This is a genomic window from Micromonospora sp. WMMD723 (assembly GCF_049863385.1).
GTDB lineage: Bacteria > Actinomycetota > Actinomycetes > Mycobacteriales > Micromonosporaceae > Micromonospora > Micromonospora wenchangensis.
Genome location: NZ_JBMKNR010000001.1, coordinates 1,715,005 through 1,732,558 on the forward strand (window position 1 = coordinate 1,715,005; position 17,554 = coordinate 1,732,558).

Consider the following 17,554-nt stretch of genomic DNA (forward strand, 5'->3'; position numbering starts at 1 on the left):
CCGACCCGTCGGCAGCGGCAGAAGCATGGGTTGGCCCGGCTAGCGGGCGAGGATCACCGTGGTCGGCGACGGAGTGGGGTGGAAGGTGACGTCGTCGAAACCGGCCTTGGCGAGCCAGGCCTGGTAGTCGGCCCGCCGCCAGGTGCCGCCCCGCCTGCTCTTGAGCAGCATCTCCGCCGCGAAGATCAACGAGAAGGAGGGGCCGCTCCGGTCGTCGTCGACCACGTAGTCACAGATGACCAGGGTGCCGCCGGGCCGGAGGGCGCCGCGCACCTTCGCGAAGAGGGCCGTGTTGTCCTCCGGCCCCTCCTGGTGGGCCACGTGGGAGTAGACCACGACGTCGTAGGCGCCAGCCGCCAACCCGGTGCTGTGGAAGTCCCCGTCGATGCAGGTGAAACGGTCGGCGACCCCCTGCTCGGCGACCAGCCGGCGGGCGATCGCGTTGATCGGCGCCCAGTCGAGCTGGGTGGCCCGGGCCGCCGGGTTCAGCCCGAGCCACGCGGCTGAGAAGATCCCCGATCCGCCGCCGAGATCCAGGATCGAGATCTCGCCGGCGTGCGCCAGTCCCAGCAGTTCGGCGACGATCGCCGTGACCGGGACGGACTGCGGGGCGATGGCCGTCACCACCTTCTTCCAGTGGGGGTTGTCGGCGACCTCCACGGTCGCGGCCCTGATCGGTCCGCCGGCACGGACCACCTCCGGCAGGTCCGCCAGCGCAGCCATGTGGGTCATCTTGAGCGTGGCGAACTCGCTCAGGCTGGTGGGTTTCCCCTCGACCAGGAAGGTGCTCGCCTCGGCGGTGTTGCGGTAGCGACCGTCGTGCAGCTCGACCAGGCCGATACCGACGAGCCCGTCCAGGAGGGTCTGCGCGCCGCGCTCGGAGATGCCGGACCGGTGGGCCAACCCGCCGGCGGTGTCCGCGCCGGCCTCCAGGTGGGTGAAGAGCGAGTGGCTCGCCGCCGCGCCGAGGATGCCGGTGGCCCAGTAGCCGTTGACGAGGTGCATGATGCGGTCCGGGGTGGGCTGGTCGCTGGTCATGCTGCTCCTGCTCGGGTGTGGGGGTGCAGTGCGCACCCGGTGCCGGCGACGGGGGTCGGTGGAACGCTCCGGTCCCGACTGGTCATGCGGTCTTCGTCGCGAAGAGGATGAACCGCCTCGGGATGGCGTCCGGTGGGATGTCGGCGGGGTCCTTGCCGACCACCCGGGTCAGCTCGAAGCCGCACTCGGCAAGCCAGTCGCGGTACGTCGACACCTTCTGCAACCCGCCCTGAGCGGTGGCGCAGCCGAGCAGGAACGTCGGGAAGAAGTCGACCTGGGAGTCGTCGCGATCGGTGATGTCCTCGGGATAGACCGGCGCCAGGATCACGAGCTGACCGCCGACCTCCAGGGCTCCGTTGGCGCTCCTGAGGATCCTGAGCACGTCACCCCTGTCGTACATGTCGAGGTAGTGCTTGATCAGCACCACGTCGAACCCGGTCGGGACATCCGTGAAGATGTCGCCGCCGACGAACGAGCAGTGTTCCTCGACGCCGTGCTCCCGGAAGTTGCGCAGCGACTCCTCCTCCTTGCCGGGCGCGTCGAAGTTCGTCACGTGCAGGCCCGGTGACGCCTTCGACCGGTAGGTCATGATCGATCCGAGACCGTTGCCGCCGAGCAGGTCGAGCACCCGGGCGCCGGGCGGAATGTCGAGGTTCTCGAAGAACCAGCCGTAGACGTGGCCGGTCTCCAACTGCGCCAGCCGGCCCCACGACTCGAGGATGTCCTGGTGCTCGGCCGCGGCGTCGAAGAGCGTGCCGTCGAAACCGTAGAACTCCTTGAGCCCCACGAGCGTTCCGGTCTGCACGCTCTCGGTGAGATAGAACATCTGCCGGAGCATGGCCACTTTGATCATCTTCATGAAGGCGAGCGCGCGGTCGAGGTCGGTCTCCGCGACGCCGCCGAGGGCGTCCAGCGAGTAGGCGCGTGAACCCTCGTCGTACGCGACGAAGCCCTCCTTGACCATCAATTGCAGGAGCTGCTCCACCGCATCCGGCTTCACCCCCACCGCGTCACCGAGCTTCACCGCCGTCAGCCCCGGGTTCTCCCGCAACCGATCGATCAGCCCGAGCTCGAAACAGGACAGCAGATTCATGAATCGCGTCGGCCCCACCATGTACTCACGGAACCGGGCGAGCGTGGCTTCTGGCGTCATGTACTGATCCCTCCGAATTGTTTGCTGCCGCGGCACGGCAGTCGACACCGGCACCCACCACGGAACGTCCCGGGACCGGCTGCTGGTCAGTTAGGGCTCGGTCCCTGATCGGATCTGCCGTCGAGCATCGACCACCGGGCTTGGCCGGGACTGTTCGACCGGTTGGCATCGACTTGGGGGAGGTCGGTCAGGGCCAGGCGGCCGTTCGCGAGCCGGGTCAGTGGCAGCGCCTCGTCCGGAAGGGCGACCCGGCGACCCCGGTCGTCGTCACGCATGCGGGCCACGCCCAGGCAGGACAGCAGCAGGGCATGGGACACCGGGTCGGTCACCTGTGCCAGTGCGCGCTCCAGTGCGTCGACGAGCCGACGGCCGACCTCACCGTCGCCTGACTGACGCCAGAGCGGCTCGCCGACCGCCGCCGCCGCCACGGCTACCAGCCGGGAGGTGGCCGGTTTGCCACGGGACTCCCCCATGACCAGTGCCTCCTCGATGGCCTGGACGAACACGGGCAACCCGTCGCGCGGGTTGCCGGCGCGGTACAGGCTGGTGCCCAGACCGAGCAGCAGCGGATACCTGTCGAAGTCCTCCCGCTGGGCCAGCTCCGCGGCGGTCAGGGCCTGCCGCCAGAGTGTGGCGGCCTCCCCGAACGCCAGTCGGGTGTCGGCCGCCCGTGCCGCGACAGCCGCGTAGGTACAGGCGCGGGCGGCGGCTGCGGGATCGAGTTCGGCGGCCAGCAGCCAGTGCCGGGCGATCTCGGCGGCCCGTTCCGGAACACCCGCCCAGGCCCGGGCCGCAGCCACCCCGATCCGTCGGTGCAGCCTGACCCGGCGCAGTCGTCCGATCGACTCGTAGAGCGCCTCGGCGGCCAGGGCGTGGGTGAAACGGAACCATCCCAGTCGCTGCTCGTCCTCGACGATCAGACCCACCGCACCGGCGGCGTCCATGATCTCCAACGCCGACTCGATCCCGATACCGGCCGCCTCGGCGACGATCTCGATGGCGAAGTGTCGGCCGGCGACGGCGGCCACCGACACCACGTCGAGGGCGGACTGCGGGAGACAGCCCATCCGCCGAAGCACCACCTCGCGTACCGGCACGGGCACCGGCACCGTGTGCGGATGCGCGAGATGCTCGTCGGTGGTCAACAGCTTGATGAGTTCCCGCAGGAAGAACGGGTTGCCCTCGGTGCGTTCCCAGAGCCCCTCCGCGGTCGGCCTACCGACCTCACGGTGCAGCAGGTCGCTCGCCAGGCACCTGGTTTCCCGGACGTCCAGACCGGCGAGCTCTATCCGCGTCAGCTCCGAGCGGGCGAGTGCGGCAAGCGTCTCGGTCAGGGACGCCGCCTCCCCCGACCGGTAGGACACCGCCAGCAGGAGGCGGTTCTCCGGCACCGACTCGGCCAGGTGGGCCAGCAACCTCAGGGAACTCGCGTCGGCCCGGTGCAGGTGATCGAAGACGATCACCAGGGGTGCGGCCTGGGAAGCGTCGGTCAGGTAGTGCAGGATCGCCTCGAACCGGCGCAGCGTGGCCGTGGCCACCTCGGTGCCGTCCGCCATCTGCTGGTGGTCGCCGTTGAGGAGTTCGGCCACCGGCGCGGGTACGGGATGGTGCGGGAAGCAGGTGCCGGCCGCCCGCAGGATCTGCTCCCACAACCAGAGGGGCGGTGCGACGACGTGTTCCGGGCAGCTGCCCCAGAGCACCGGCGCACCGGCCAGCATGGCGAACCGGCGCAGCAGGCTGGTCTTGCCGATGCCGGGCTCACCGGAGACGGTCACCACCCGGCCCCGACCGGTCGCCCCGTTCAACGCGTCGAGCAGTTGCCGCAGGGCGTCCTCGCGGCCGACGAAGACCTCGCCGTCCACCAGCGGCGACGGTGCCACCGGTGCCAGCGGGCCGGTCGTCCGGGCCCGCCCCGTGGCGACGGGCCGGTCGGGCCCGGTCGGCACCGCGAGCGGCGGGGCGGGCCGCCACTCCAGCGCCGGCACCTGGTTGAGGATCTCGCGTTCCAGGTGCTGCAGTGACGGTCGGGGGTCGATGCCCAGTTCCTCGGACAGCCGCCGCTGGGTCGCCCGCAGCACACCCAGCGCGTCGGCCTGCCGGCCTGCCCGGTACAACGCCAGGCTCAACAGCTCGCAGCCGTACTCGCGCAACGGATAGGCGTGGACGAACGCGTCGAGTTCGGCGACGGCCACCTCGTGCGCGCCGACCGCCAGGAGCGCCGCACAGCGCGCCTCGACAACCGACAGCCGCAACTCCTCCAGTCGCGCCACCTCCGGCACGATGCAGCTCGCGTACGCCACCTCCGCGTATGCCTGCCCACGCCAGAGCGACAGGGCGGTCTCGAACTCGCGTAACGCCCGCTGCGCGTCGCCCCGGTCCCACGCCTGCCAGCCGGCCGTGGCATGTCCGCTGAACCGGTGGACGTCGACGTCCACCACCCGCCTGTCCAGCAGGTAGCCGGGCGGGCAGGTGCGCAACACCGTGGCGGGGGTCCGTGGTGCCCGGTCCGGCTCCAGCACCCGGCGCAGATTGGCCACGTACGCCTGCAACGAGGTCATCGCCGACGGCGGCGGGTGCTCCGCCCACAGCGCTTCCAGGATCACCTCGACCGCCACCGGCTGACCGGCCCGGCTCACCAGCAACGCCAGCAGCGCGCGCTGCTTCGGTGCGCCCAGATCGACCAGTCGGCCCGCGACCACCGCCTCCAGCGGCCCCAGCGCGCGGAACTCCGCCAGGACCCGGCAGGCGGCCCGCGGATCGTCACTTCGGGAGGGGTCCGACGCGGTACGGAATGAGGACCCCGTGACAGCGATATTGATCATGCGTCGGCACTTCCGGCGTGAACAGCGGAAGATGCGCAACGACACAGGTCCGGTGCGACGATACCAAATGGTTTGTGGTCCCGCTTGCCCGTTACGTGAGCATGGACCGCAGGCCGCATGACGGTGCCCCTTCCCCCGCGGCTACCTAGGCTGCGCTCAAGTTGCCGGGCAAAACGCTACCGCCGACCGGAGGTGGTGGCAATAAGCGCCATAACCTTGCCTAATCGATGCAGGTCATTGACGGTATCGAGTCCGGACGCGCTCGCTTCGGGCACCCGTTGACATCACGGAAAAGGCGTCACGATGTTTGGCCGGGGTGGATGGTGTCGGGTTTCCGCCGCATGGATGATCACGGTGCCACTTCGGCGTACCCTTATGCGCGATCACGGCTGCCGGCCGGGGTGAGTCCATGCTGCCCTGCGCATTTGCGGCGGGCGCGGTCCGGGCCCGCCCAGGGCCAGCCGGGCGGCGGCCGCAGTCCATCCACCCGGACCCGCACGACCCGGCATCCCGCGTGCACCGCCGGGCCGGACCAGCCAACCGCGCCCGAGCCACGGGTCCGCGCGGGCACACCAGCCAGGGAGCAACCGACCGGCCGTACGACACCGGGGCCGATCGGCGCCCCCGTCGACGCGTGACGTCGCCGGCAACTACAGCGGGCCAGTCGGCGCGGCACCATTTTCCGGCATCCCTCTTGCCACCGGCTTGGTGCCGACTTGGAGCCGACTTGACAGCGACCCGCCGACCGGACCACCCGACGCGGTGGTCGGTAATCGACGACACCGGCGGTGGTGATCCATTGTTATTGCAAACGAATTTTCGACACGTGGTCCCGGAGGACGGTCCGCCGCCAGGCTTCCTCACCTGTCGACCTCACCAATACGCGTCACCGGCGCATATGCGCGAACTCGCGGGACTACTGCCGACCGGCGACGGAGTACGGTTTCCCCTACCGGGAACGACGAGAGCGCGCGTCGACGAAACCGCCCCGATTCCGGTTTCCGACCAACCGCAGTCCCGGTCGACATCAGGGCGGTACCGCGGGCACGAATGTCGGATACCTGGCCCCGGACAGAAAAGCGGGGGCGCACCGGGCCACTGGCAGTTCGTCCCGCGGGACCGCCCGGAGACGGCCGGCGGCGAGGACGGGAGGTCGTGACGACCGGGTGTGGCGCACCGGTGGATCGCCTGACCGGCGAGCTGGTCCAAGACCGCGCCAAGCCGGCACCAAGCCGCCGGACAGTCCGGGTCAAGCCCCGTACCCGATGCTGTGCGAGGTAGCGCACCCGGCAGCGGGAGCAGGACGCCGGGACCGATGTCGACCGGCGCAGATGGGCACAGCCGTAGCAGAGCAGGGTCGGCGCGTCACCGCACCGGCACCGTCCACGCACCGGCGACTCCTCCAGATCGAGGTCGCCGCGTCCCGGGCCGGATCACGACCCGGCCGGGCCGGTGCACCCCGCGCCGCAGGGGCGCGGACCCCTCACCCGCACCGGTACGCAACAACGGCCCGAACGGCCGTCAGAGATCCCGAGGAGGCGGTTCAGATGAAGGGCTCCGCGATCCACCGCTCCATCCGGAAGGACGGCCTGCACCTCGGCCTCGTACCGCAGATGGCCGCGGCCCGGAACAGGTCCACCCTGCTCACCCTCGACCACGACCTGGACGTCCTCCCGCAGGCGGGCCGGCGGCTGACGGTGGCCGAGATCGCCGGCCACGTGGACGACCTGGCGGCCCGGCTGTGGGCGGCCGGGGTCCGACCGGGAGAACGGATCGCGATCTACAAGAGCGCCAACTTCGACGTCTGGGTGCTGGCGAGCGCCGCGTCGCGCATCGGCGCGGTGCCCGTGCTGCTCTCGCCCGCCCTGGACGCCGCCACCGTCGGCGCGCTCCTCGGCCGGCTGGAGCAGCCGAACCTGCTCACCGATGACCGTAAGCTCGACGACCTGGCCGACGTGCCCCTCGCCGAACTCACCAGGCGGGTGGTCACCGTGACGGGACACCGCCCCGGTACGGCGTCGCTCGCCGACCTCGCCGGCTCCCCGCGGATCACACCGGTGTGCCGGAAGTTCGACGAGCCGGCGATGATCACCCACACCTCGGGCACCACCGGTCTACCCAAACTCGTCGTGCACACGCCGCAGACCATGGGTGCCCGGCTCACGCCGCAGTGGCGGCTGCTGTCGCTGATGCGCCGCCGGGAGACGGTCGCGATCCACATCTCCTTCGTGCACTCACGGATGTTCGCAGCGATGGCACTGGCGTTGTTCTTCGCGATGCCCGTGCTGCTCATGCGGGAGTCCGATCCGGACCGCGTCGCCGACCTGTTCCTCGCCAACCGGCCGGGATTCATCGAGGTGCTCCCCAACTCGCTGATGGAGTGGGAGCGCCTCACCGAGGACCGGCGCAAGCCGTTCGCGTCGATCAAGTACTTCAGCACGACGTTCGACGCGATCCACCCCCGGACGATGAGCCGGCTGCTCAGGTCGTCCGAGCGGCGGGGAGCGCTGTTCTTCCAGATCTACGGCCAGAGCGAGGTCGGTCCGGCCGTCGGCCGACCGTACTTCCGCCACTCCGCCCACCGGGCCAACGGCCGCTGTGTCGGCTGGGCGATGCCGGGATGCGCGCGGATCCGGGTGGTCAGCCGCAACGGCAGGCGGCCCTCGGAGACGAATCCCGGATTCATCGAGGTCGCCTGGCCCGGCCTGGCCAAGACCTACTTCGCCGAGCAGGAGCGGTACGACACCAACCGGGACGACGAGTGGTGGCGCACCGGGGACGTCGGCTACCGGACCAGGTTCGGCTGCCTGCACATGTTCGACCGGGAGGTCGACATGATCCCCGGGCTGCGCAGCGCGCTGGAGGTCGAGGACGTCATGCTCGGCGAACTGGAGGAACTGACCGAATTGGTCGTGGTGCCCGGCCCGAACTCCGAGCCGATCCCGGTCATCTGCACCCGGGACGACAAGCCGCTCGACCCCGACCGATGGCGTGCCGCCGCCGCCAGGTTCCCCCAACTGGCCGCCCCGATCCAGATCCCACAGGCCGACCTGCCCCGTACCGGCACCCTGAAGGTCCAGCGGATCGCGTTGTCACACCGGCTCCAGGGTGAGCTGGAGAAGCGGAGCTGACGGGCACCGCCACGGCGGCGGTCGCGGGCCCGACCCACGGTGCCGGCCGTCCCCGTCGCGTCGGCGAACCCCCACGACATCCCATCGATTGACCGGGAGAAGAAGTTGACCGCGCTTGCTGAGTTCGACACGGCACGGGCCAGGCTGATCGACCACCCCCTCTATGCGCAGATCTCCACCGAGGAGCGGCTGCGGATCTTCATGAAGCACCACGTCTTCGCCGTCTGGGACTTCTTCACCCTGCTCAAGCGCCTACAGACCGAGGTGACCTCGGTGACCCTGCCCTGGCGACCCCGGGGGCACGCCGAGCACGGCCGGTTCATCCTGGAGATCGTCCTGGCCGAGGAGACCGACGAGGACATCGGCGGGGGTCACGTCAGCCACTTCGAGCTGTACCGACGGGCCATGGACGAGGTCGGCGCCGACACCGCGCCGATCGACGGGTTCCTCGCCGCACTCGACGACGGTGTCAGCCCGATGGCGGCGCTCAAGGACGAGCGGATCCCGCCGAGTGTCCGCGACTTCGTCGGCCACACCCTCACCGTGGCGCTGGACGGCGCACCGCACGAGGTGGCGTCGTCGTTCTGCCACGGCCGGGAGAACCTGCTGCCCGACGTCTTCTCGGCGGTCCGCGCCAACGTCGACGACGTACTCGCCAACGCGCCGGTGTTCCGTCACTACCTCGACCGCCACATCGCCCTCGACCACGACGAACACGGGCCGCTCGCACTGCGGCTGCTCGCCGCGCTCTGCGACGGGGACCCGCAGCGTGAGGCCGAGGCCACCGCCGTCAGCATCGCGGCGATCAGGGCACGCATCGGCCTCTGGGACGGGGTGCTCGCGGAGTTCGACGCAGTTCGTTGATCGATCACGTCCCGCCGGACCGCCGGTCAGGGTCGGGACCTGGGTGCCCGGACGCCCCGACCAGACCAGCGGCCGGTGACCCCCGAATGCCGAGAGAGAGTGGATTCCCGAGATGCCTACGTTGTGCAAGCCGTCGGTGGGTGTACCGGAACACGTCGTCACGATGGAAGAGACCCTGGAATTCGCCAGGACGGTCCACGCCGGCAACCCGCAGCTTCCGCTCGCGCTCCGACTGATCGGGAACACCGGGGTACGCAAGCGGCACATCGTGCAGCCGATCGAGCAGGCGCTGCGCCACCCGGGTTTCGAGGAGCGCAACCGGATCTACGAGATCGAGTCCAAGAAACGCTGTCCGGGCGTCATCGAGCAGGCCCTGGCACACGCCGGGGTGACCGCGCGGGACATCGACGCGATCATCTACGTGTCGTGCACCGGCTTCATGATGCCGTCGCTGACCGCCTGGTTGATCAACACGATGGGCTTCCGACCGGACACCCGGCAGCTCCCGATCGCGCAGCTGGGCTGCGCGGCCGGTGGGACGGCGATCAACCGGGCGCACGACTTCTGCACCGCGTACCCCGAGGGCAACGTGCTGATCGTCTCCTGTGAGCTCTGCTCGCTCTGCTACCAACCCACCGACGACGGGGTCGGTTCGCTGCTGTCCGACGGGCTGTTCGGCGACGCCGTGGCGGCCGCCGTGGTGCGGGGCCACGGTGGCACCGGCATCACGCTGGAACGCAACGCCTCCTACCTGATCCCGGACACCGAGGACTGGATCTCCTACGCCGTCCGGTCCACCGGATTCCACTTCCAGCTGGATCGCCGGGTGCCCGGCACGATGGAACCCCTCGCCCCGGTGCTGCGCCGCTTCACCGACGGCCACGGCTGGGACGTCGGCAACCTCGACTTCTACCTCATCCACGCCGGCGGTCCGCGTATCCTGGACGACCTCGCCAAGTTCCTCGACGTCGACCGGGAGATGTTCCGGCACAGCTGGGCGACCCTGACCGAGTACGGCAACATCGCCAGCGCGGTCGTCCTCGACGCCGCCCGCCGGCTCTTCGACGAGGACCCGCCGTCCCCGGGCGACCACGGGATCATCGCGGCCTTCGGCCCCGGCATCACCGCCGAGATGGCGGTGGGCAGCTGGAGCACCGACACCCACGCGGCCCTGGACCTGGCGCCCCCCGCCGCGGTTCCGCACCGCGACCCGGAACTGGTCTAGGGAGAGGGGACCATCGCATGACCGGCCTCATCGTCCCACCCGGCGAGGGACGCAAGCTGATCACCAAGGCACAGGAGGTCACCTTCAAGGTGACCGGGGCACACGGCTCGGCCACGTCGATCTTCGAGGTGGTGGTGCCACCCGGCTTCGACGTCGGGGCGCACACCCATCACCACGCGCAGGAGTTCTTCTACGTCCTCGACGGCCGACTCGACCTGCTGGCGTTCGAACCCACCACCCGCACCCCGGACGGGTGGCAGGACTGGGCGTCCGCCGACGGGGACCGGGTGGTGACGGCGGGTCCGGGTAGCTGCATGTTCGTCCCGGCCGGCTGCCCGCACGCGTTCCGCAACTCCACCGACGAGCCGGCGCGGATGCTGTTCCAGAGTCATCCGTCGCCCGACCACGAGCACTACTTCGAGGAGATCGTGGAGATCTTCTCCGCAGGGAGATCGGTGGACCCCGCCGCCGTGCAGCGACTGCGCGACAGGTACGACGTCGACCAGATCACCCCCCTGCGCTACGGCCTCCCGGCCCTGACCGGCACCAACGGCAATCCGGCGTAGTGGGGAGATGAGAGTGGACGCGATTCCTCTGGTCCGACCGAGTCTGGGCGAGCGGGAACTGGCCGCGGTCGCGCAGGTGTTCTCCTCGGGCTGGCCGGCCGGCCAGGGGCCGAGCGGCAAGGCACTGGAAGCCGACCTCACCCGCCGGTACGGCGTGGCCGACGCGGTCGCGGTCAGCAACTGCGGTGCCGCCCTGCACCTGGCACTGCTCGCCCTCGGCGTCACCGAGGGGGACGAGGTGATCGTCGCCGACTACACCTTCCCCGCGCCCGCCCACGCCGCCCGCTACGTCGGCGCCACCCCGGTCTTCGCCGACGTACATCCCGACACCGGCACCGTCGACCCGGAGGCCGTCGCCGCTCTGATCGGCCCCCGTACCGTAGGCGTCATCGCCGTGGACACCCTCGGCCTGCCGGCGGACTACGACGAGCTGAACGACCTCACCCGACGTCACGGGCTGTTCCTCGTCGAGGACGCCGCCTGCGCCATCGGCGCCACCTACCGCGGTCGACCCGCCGGTGCCCTGGCCCCCGTGGCGTGCCTGTCCTTCCACGGACGCAAGGGCATCACCAGCGGTGAGGGCGGCGCCCTGCTCACCACCGATCCCGCCCTCGCCGTCGACGCGCGCCTGCGCTCCTCGTTCGGCATCGGCAGCATCTTCGACCAGGCCCAGGTCGTCGGCCTCCCCATTCCCGAGTTCACCGAGATCGGCTACAACTACAAACTCTCCGACATCGCGGCGGCGATCCTCCAGGTGCAGCTCACCCGCGTCGAGGAACTCCTCGACCGCCGCCGTGCCGTCGCCGCGCACTACGCCCACCTGCTCGCCGACGAGGACCTCGTCACCCTGCCGCACGTACCCGACGACCGCAGCCATGCCTGGCAGTCCTACCTGGTCACCCTGCATCCGGACGTCGACCGCGCCACCGTCGCCACCGCCCTGCGCACGCACGGCATCGGCTGTGGTCACGGCACCTGGGCCAGCCACCGACAACCCGTCTACGCCAGCAGCCAGCACTGCCCCGTCTCCGCCGACCTCGCCCGGCGCAACCTGGCCATCCCGATGCACGCCGAACTCACCCCCGACCAGGTGGAACGGGTCGTGGCGACCCTGCGCACCGCGCTGCACACCCGGACCCGGGCGGGAGCGGCGTGAACACCCGTCCACCCGTCGTGGAGCACCGGGCCGCCGGTCCGGCGGTCGGGACGACCGTGGGCACCGAGGCGATCGACGCCGTGCTGCGGCGGTTCTTCGTCGACCGCCGGGCGGAGGCCGACGCGATCGGGCCGGGCTTCGCCACCGCCGTCGCCGAGCTGGAGGGTCACGTGTTGCGCGGCGGCAAACGCGTACGGCCGACCTTCGCCTGGCTGGGGTGGATCGGTGCCGGCGGCGACGAGGCCGGCCCCACCGCGGAGGCGGTACGTCACACCTGTGCCGCGCTCGAACTGCTCCACGCGTCGGCGCTGATCCACGACGACATCATCGACGCCTCACCGACCCGCCGCGGTCACCCCGCCGCGCACGTGGCCTTCGCCGAACACCACCGCTACCACGGCTGGCCGGGTGACGCGGAGTCGTTCGGCACCGGCAGCGCCATCCTCGCCGGGGACCTGGCCCAGGGCTGGGCCGACGACATGATCCGCGACGCCGGCCTCCCGGCCGACGCGTACGAACGGGTCGGCCCCGTCTGGTCGGCCATGCGCACCGAGGTCCTGGCCGGCCAACTGCTCGACCTGTGGGCCGAGGCCGGCAACGACGAGGAGGTCGACTCGGCGTTACGGATCGACAGGTACAAGACGGCCGCCTACACGGTGGAGCGCCCGCTGCACATCGGCGCGGCTGTCGCCGGCGCGGGCGCCGGTCTCGTCGCCGCGTACCGCGCCTTCGGCGTCGACATCGGCATCGCCTTCCAGTTGCGTGACGACCTGCTGGGGGTCTTCGGCGACCCGGAGTTGACCGGTAAGCCGTCCGGCGACGATCTGCGCGAGGGCAAGCGGACGGTGCTCCTCGCGACGGCCCTGCGGTACGCCGACGACCGCGATCCGGCCGCTGCGGCCTACCTCCGGGCCAGGATCGGCACCAGTCTCACGGCCGACGAACTGCGCAGCATACGGGGCATCTTCACCGACATCGGCGCGGTCGACCACGTCGAGCGGGACATCACCCGCCGCACCGGGCGGGCCCTCGCCGTGCTGGAGGCCAGCGACGCCACGTCCCACGGTCGTCGTGGGCTCGCCGCGATGGCGGTCAGCGCGACGCAACGACGCTGGTGAGCGGGTTCGACACCGCTCGACGCCGCCGCCCGGCGACCAGGCGGGGCGGCACGTCGCGCACCGCCACCGTCACATAGACGCACGGTGTTACGTTGAAGCCGTCCACTGACGACGGTTGGGGGTACGCATGGCGGAGACTGCCGGGCGGGTGCTACCGGTCTACCTGGTGGCGGATGAGTCCGTCTCCATGACACCGGTGGTGGGTGAGCTGAACGCCGGGCTCCAGTCGTTGCACGACGCCCTGCTGCGCGAGCCCCTCGCCGCAGCCAAGGTCAGATTTTCGATCATCGGCTTCTCCGACGACGTGATCGTCCACTCGGCCCTGTCCGACCTGCGCAACGAGACGGCGCTGCCGCAGTTGTCGGTGCGCGCCGGGACCGCCTACGGCGTCGCGTTCAGTCTGCTGGTCGACCGGATCCCGGCCGACGTACGGGCCCTCAAGCGGGAGGGCTTCGCGGTGCACCGGCCTGCGGTGTTCTTCCTCAGCGACGGGCAGCCGACCGACCCGGGCCAGTGGGAGCCGGTCTACGCCGAGTTGACCGACCGGGAACGCACCCCGACCGCGCCGAACATCATCGCGTGCGGCATCGGTGAGGCGCGGGCCGAGACGATCCTGCACGTGGCGACCCGGCCGGAGTTCGCGTTCGTGGCCACGCCGGGGGTGGAGGTGGGCTTCGCGATCGCCGAGTTCTGCACCGCGCTGACCCGCAGCGTCATCAGGTCGGGGCAGGCGGTCGGGGGCGACACCGCAGAGCTGGTCGTGGAGCGGCCGGACAGCTTCCGGATGGCCGTGGACGTGGTGTGAGCTTCGACTGGGTGCCGCCGCTGATCGGGGTGCCGGGTCCGCAGGTGCCGTCCCGCGCCCCGCAGACGCAGCCGTACCGGCCGGACACCGTGGCCGACGGCTGGGCGGCTGCCGGTTTCGAGGTACGGGCGGCCTCGGTGCGCGGACCCGGCCACCGGGCGTCCGGCGTACCCCGGCAGGACGACTTCGCGCTGGCCACGGCGGCCGGTTCGGTGATCGCCGTGGTCGCCGACGGGGTCTCCAACGCCCCGCTGTCCCACCTGGGCGCGACCATGGTGTGCCGGACGGTCGTCGACTACCTGCAACGCGCCGACGACCCCGTCGACTGGCACGACCTGCTGCGCTGCGCGGGCTGGGCGCTCGTCGAGTACGCCGGGCGGCAACTGGGCGAGACCGATCCGCAGCGGGCCGAGACGCTGCTGGCCAGCACCGTGGTCGTCGCCCTGGTCCGCCCGGACGGCCCCGGACGGGCGGTCGCCCATCTGGTCCGGGTCGGCGACTCGGCCGCCTGGCGGCTGCGCGACGGCGGGTGGGAGCCGCTGTTCACCGACCCGGCCGACCCGCAGGACGAACTGCTCCCGGACGGCGTCGCCGCCCTGCCCCGGGTGCCCGCCGAGGTCGACCCGGTGGCGGTGACGCTCGACGCCGACGACGTGCTGGTGCTGGCCACCGACGGCTTCGCCGAGCCGCTCGGCCCCGGCACCGGGGACCTCGGGCGGCTGTTCGGCGACGCGCTGACCACGCCGCCCGCGATGACCCGACTCGCCTGGATGCTCGACTTCACCGGCGGGTCGTGGGACGACGACCGCACCGTGCTGGCCGTCTGGCCGGTGCCGCCCGAGCCGTCATGACCGGCCCGCTGCCGCCCGAGGTGAGCCTGTCGGCTCTCGGCCCGCGTACCCGCATCGGCACCGGCGGCCAGGGCACCGTCTACGCCCTCACCGAGGACCCCCGCTGGGTCTACAAGGAGTACGCGACCCGGTTCGTCGACGACGTCGACGTCACCACGTTGAACCGCTTCGTCCGGCTCGCCGCCGGGGCCGGCCCGGATGCGGAGACGCTGCTCGGTCTCGCCGCCTGGCCCACCGCGATCGTCCGCAAGGAGGGCGTGGTCCGGGGGTTCCTGATGCCACGGGTACCCGACCGGTTCCGGGTCCGCATCCAACTGCCGCGCGGGCCGGACACCGTCCTGGCCCAGGTGCAGTACCTGTTGAACAGTGACGACTACCTGCTCGACCGGGGGCTGCACGTCGACGACCGGATGCGCCTGGAACTGCTGCGGGACACCGGCGAGGCGCTGACCCTGCTGCACCGGCTCGGCGTCTGCGTCGGCGACCTGTCACCTAACAACCTGCTGTTCAGCCTCGACTCCCGGCCCCGGTGCTACTTCATCGACTGCGACGCGATGCGGCTCGACGGGGACTCGGTGCTGGCGCAGGCCGAAACCCCCGAGTGGCACGTGCCGGACGCGGACGCCGAGGAACTGGCCACGCCCGCCACCGACGCGTACAAGTTCGGGCTGCTCGCGGTACGCCTGTTCGCCGGTGACCAGCAGACCCGTGACCCGCAGGCGGCCCGGCCCCGGCTCGACCGGCACCTGGTCACCCTCGCCGGCCGGAGCCTGGACCCCGCCCCGCACCTGCGACCCGCCCCGCAGCAGTGGTCGGACGCCCTGGAGCGGAGCATCCGCCGCACCCCGCCGACGCCACCGCCGCAACGGGCCGCCACCGCCCCGACCGGCCCGGAGCCGACCCGCCCTGCCACCGTCCGCCCCGACCCGGTCCGCCGCGTCGTCCCCGCGTCCGCGATGGCCGTTGCCCGACCGGCCGGCCGGGGTTGGGGTCTGGCCGTCGCGGCACTGGCCGCGGTCGCGGTGCTGGCCGGCCTGCTCAGTGGCAACGACGACTCCCCGGGCAGGCCCTACCCGACCAGGCCGGTTCTCCCGACGGGACTGCTCGGGCAGCCGTCCTATCCCCCGTTGCCGACGGGGATCCCGGGTCTGACCCGGCCCACCGGCGGTGCGGCCGGGGCGACCCGGTATCCCGGCCTGCCCCTGCGGACCGGGCTCGACCTGGAGAAGCTCCTTCCGCTGGCCAGGCCCTGTCTCTTCACCGACGTCAGGGTGGGCAGTGGTCTGAACCGGACGTCCACCCGGACGAAGTCCTCGGTCACCGCCGTCCGTGGCTTCCTGTGCGGGATCAACACCGACTCACTACGCCTGGACGACCGCAGCCGGACCCAGCTCGCCCGGGCCGCCACCCTGACGAAGAACGGCCCGTTCCCCGTCGCGACGATCATCGGCATCCGTACCGCGACCGACGGCAACCCTCAGGTCAACGTGGTGTTCGACCCGGACGGTGCCGGCTCGTCGTCCGGCTGCTGGCGCTCCCGGCTGTCGCTCGTCACCGACGACGACGGGTACGGTGTCGGCTCGCTCTCCGCGCCGACCCGGTCGTACTGCCCGTGACCGCTGGCACCCTTGTGCAGCAGGTCGTTGACGGCGGCAGCGGTGGACGGCGGTAGCGGACGCCCCTGCTCGACCGGGAAGCCCAGCTCGGCGACCAGGCCACGGTGCCGCAGGTCGACGGTCGCCTCCACGAGGTCGGCGAACAGGCCCGCCGCCGACCGGGCCCGCCGCCAGGAGACGACACCGACGGTCACGCCGAGCACCGCCGCCGGCCACCACCACGGGGTCAGCGCGAGACAGAGCACCGCCCAGCCGGCCCAGGCGACGGCCCGGTCGAGCCGGTCCCGCGCCTGCAGCACGTCGGTGCGTCCCTCGGGGGTGAGCAGCAGCCACAGGCGCGGCCAGATCAGGCCCAGGCGCAGGCCGTACTGCGCGGCCACCCGGTCGTCGGCGAGCCGGATCCGGTCGCCGATCCAGGTGGGTCGGGCCGGCAGGTACACCGCCGGAACGACCCGTGCCCGTGCGGTGAACCGGCGCTCGGCGGCGGCCCGCCGACGGGCGGTCAACGCGGTCGCCAGCCGGCGGGCCGGGCCGGCCCAGGTGCCCAGCCAGACGAGGCGGACGGCCCCGGCGGCCGCCTGGGCGCAGCCGGCGGCCACCGCCGCGGCCGCGACGACGAGCGCCCCGACCACCAGGGCCAGGCCGACCCGCTCCCGCAGGTGGTCGACCGCGTCGGCGGCGGCGAGCGCCGCCCCGCGCACGTCGAAGACGGCATCACGCCCCGGTAGCACGGCGAAGGCGGCCACCGCGAGCCACAGCAGGGCCGGGCCGAGCGCCCGGGTCAGCCAGCGGTCGTTGATCCGCCGTCCGACCTCGCCCAGCAGCACCTCGATCATGGCTCGGACCGGTACGTCATCGCCGTGTCGGCGAGCGCGCAGTGGGGCACCCGCCCCCGGTCGTCGCGGTGGGCCCGACGCGAGCAGCGGCGCAGCGGGCAGCGGTAGTCGCCGTCGAGCACCACCGGCGCGAGACCCTCCAGCCGGGCGCCCTCGGCGTGGTCCGGCGGGCCGACGCCGATGCTGCGCTCGGTCTCGGTCCCGGTCGCCCAGCCGAGCTGCCGGCAGACCTCCACCACCGGCCTGCCGGCGGCCAGCTCGTCGAGGAGTTCGTCGAGCAGGTCGCTCCACGCCCCCGCCTCCGCGCGTTCACGCAGGGTCGGCACGGCGGCGCACAACTCGGCCAGCAGGCGGCTCTGCTCCATGTACGACA

At 71.7% G+C, this 17,554-nt stretch carries 13 protein-coding genes; 9 read left to right on the top strand and 4 right to left on the bottom strand.

Annotated elements, in window-relative coordinates; translation table 11 throughout:
* Positions 1 to 39: 39 nt before the first annotated feature.
* From ACN261_RS07755 to ACN261_RS07765, 3 genes are all read right to left on the bottom strand, one after another.
* Positions 40 to 1,038 (bottom strand): methyltransferase, encoded by a 999-nt coding sequence (locus ACN261_RS07755; protein WP_421484619.1) that lies wholly within the window; start codon positions 1,036 to 1,038, stop codon positions 40 to 42.
* Positions 1,039 to 1,120: 82 nt separating this feature from the next.
* Complete coding sequence (locus ACN261_RS07760; RefSeq protein ID WP_425849205.1) at positions 1,121 to 2,191, bottom strand: methyltransferase; 1,071 nt, start codon at positions 2,189 to 2,191, stop codon at positions 1,121 to 1,123.
* Between the two features lie 86 nt (positions 2,192 to 2,277).
* Positions 2,278 to 5,013, bottom strand: a complete 2,736-nt coding sequence (locus tag ACN261_RS07765; RefSeq protein ID WP_425849208.1) for a BTAD domain-containing putative transcriptional regulator — start codon at positions 5,011 to 5,013, stop codon at positions 2,278 to 2,280.
* Between the two features lie 1,547 nt (positions 5,014 to 6,560).
* On the opposite strand from ACN261_RS07765, the gene ACN261_RS07770 reads away from it, so the two are divergent.
* The 9 genes from ACN261_RS07770 to ACN261_RS07810 all read left to right on the top strand — a co-directional run bounded on the left by ACN261_RS07770 (position 6,561) and on the right by ACN261_RS07810 (position 16,345).
* On the top strand, positions 6,561 to 8,144 hold the full coding sequence (locus tag ACN261_RS07770; protein WP_421484622.1) for an AMP-binding protein: 1,584 nt from the start codon (positions 6,561 to 6,563) through the stop codon (positions 8,142 to 8,144).
* 105 nt (positions 8,145 to 8,249) lie between these two features.
* Positions 8,250 to 9,008 carry a DUF3050 domain-containing protein gene (locus ACN261_RS07775; protein ID WP_425849210.1) on the top strand — a complete coding sequence of 253 codons (759 nt, stop codon included), beginning with the start codon at positions 8,250 to 8,252 and terminating at the stop codon, positions 9,006 to 9,008.
* A gap of 112 nt (positions 9,009 to 9,120) precedes the next feature.
* Positions 9,121 to 10,233: a type III polyketide synthase gene (locus tag ACN261_RS07780; RefSeq protein WP_421484624.1), complete on the top strand. Its 1,113-nt coding sequence runs from the start codon at positions 9,121 to 9,123 to the stop codon at positions 10,231 to 10,233.
* A 17-nt stretch (positions 10,234 to 10,250) separates the two neighbouring features.
* Positions 10,251 to 10,799 (top strand): cupin domain-containing protein, encoded by a 549-nt coding sequence (locus ACN261_RS07785; protein WP_425849212.1) that lies wholly within the window; start codon positions 10,251 to 10,253, stop codon positions 10,797 to 10,799.
* 13 nt (positions 10,800 to 10,812) lie between these two features.
* Positions 10,813 to 11,955 (top strand): DegT/DnrJ/EryC1/StrS family aminotransferase, encoded by a 1,143-nt coding sequence (locus ACN261_RS07790; protein WP_425849214.1) that lies wholly within the window; start codon positions 10,813 to 10,815, stop codon positions 11,953 to 11,955.
* A complete protein-coding gene (locus ACN261_RS07795; RefSeq protein WP_425849217.1) occupies positions 11,952 to 13,073 on the top strand; it encodes a polyprenyl synthetase family protein in 1,122 nt (373 codons plus the stop codon). The genes ACN261_RS07790 and ACN261_RS07795 overlap by 4 nt, the downstream gene beginning before the upstream one ends.
* Before the next feature lie 127 nt (positions 13,074 to 13,200).
* On the top strand, positions 13,201 to 13,878 hold the full coding sequence (locus tag ACN261_RS07800; RefSeq protein WP_088642295.1) for a vWA domain-containing protein: 678 nt from the start codon (positions 13,201 to 13,203) through the stop codon (positions 13,876 to 13,878).
* Complete coding sequence (locus ACN261_RS07805) at positions 13,875 to 14,729, top strand: protein phosphatase 2C domain-containing protein (protein WP_421484628.1); 855 nt, start codon at positions 13,875 to 13,877, stop codon at positions 14,727 to 14,729. The genes ACN261_RS07800 and ACN261_RS07805 overlap by 4 nt, the downstream gene beginning before the upstream one ends.
* Entirely contained in the window at positions 14,726 to 16,345 is a 1,620-nt protein-coding gene (locus ACN261_RS07810) for a hypothetical protein (protein ID WP_425849218.1), read from the top strand. The genes ACN261_RS07805 and ACN261_RS07810 overlap by 4 nt, the downstream gene beginning before the upstream one ends.
* Positions 16,346 to 17,177: 832 nt before the next feature.
* Here ACN261_RS07810 and ACN261_RS07815 read toward each other — a convergent pair.
* Positions 17,178 to 17,546 (bottom strand): hypothetical protein, encoded by a 369-nt coding sequence (locus tag ACN261_RS07815; RefSeq protein WP_421484630.1) that lies wholly within the window; start codon positions 17,544 to 17,546, stop codon positions 17,178 to 17,180.
* Positions 17,547 to 17,554 lie beyond the last annotated feature (8 nt).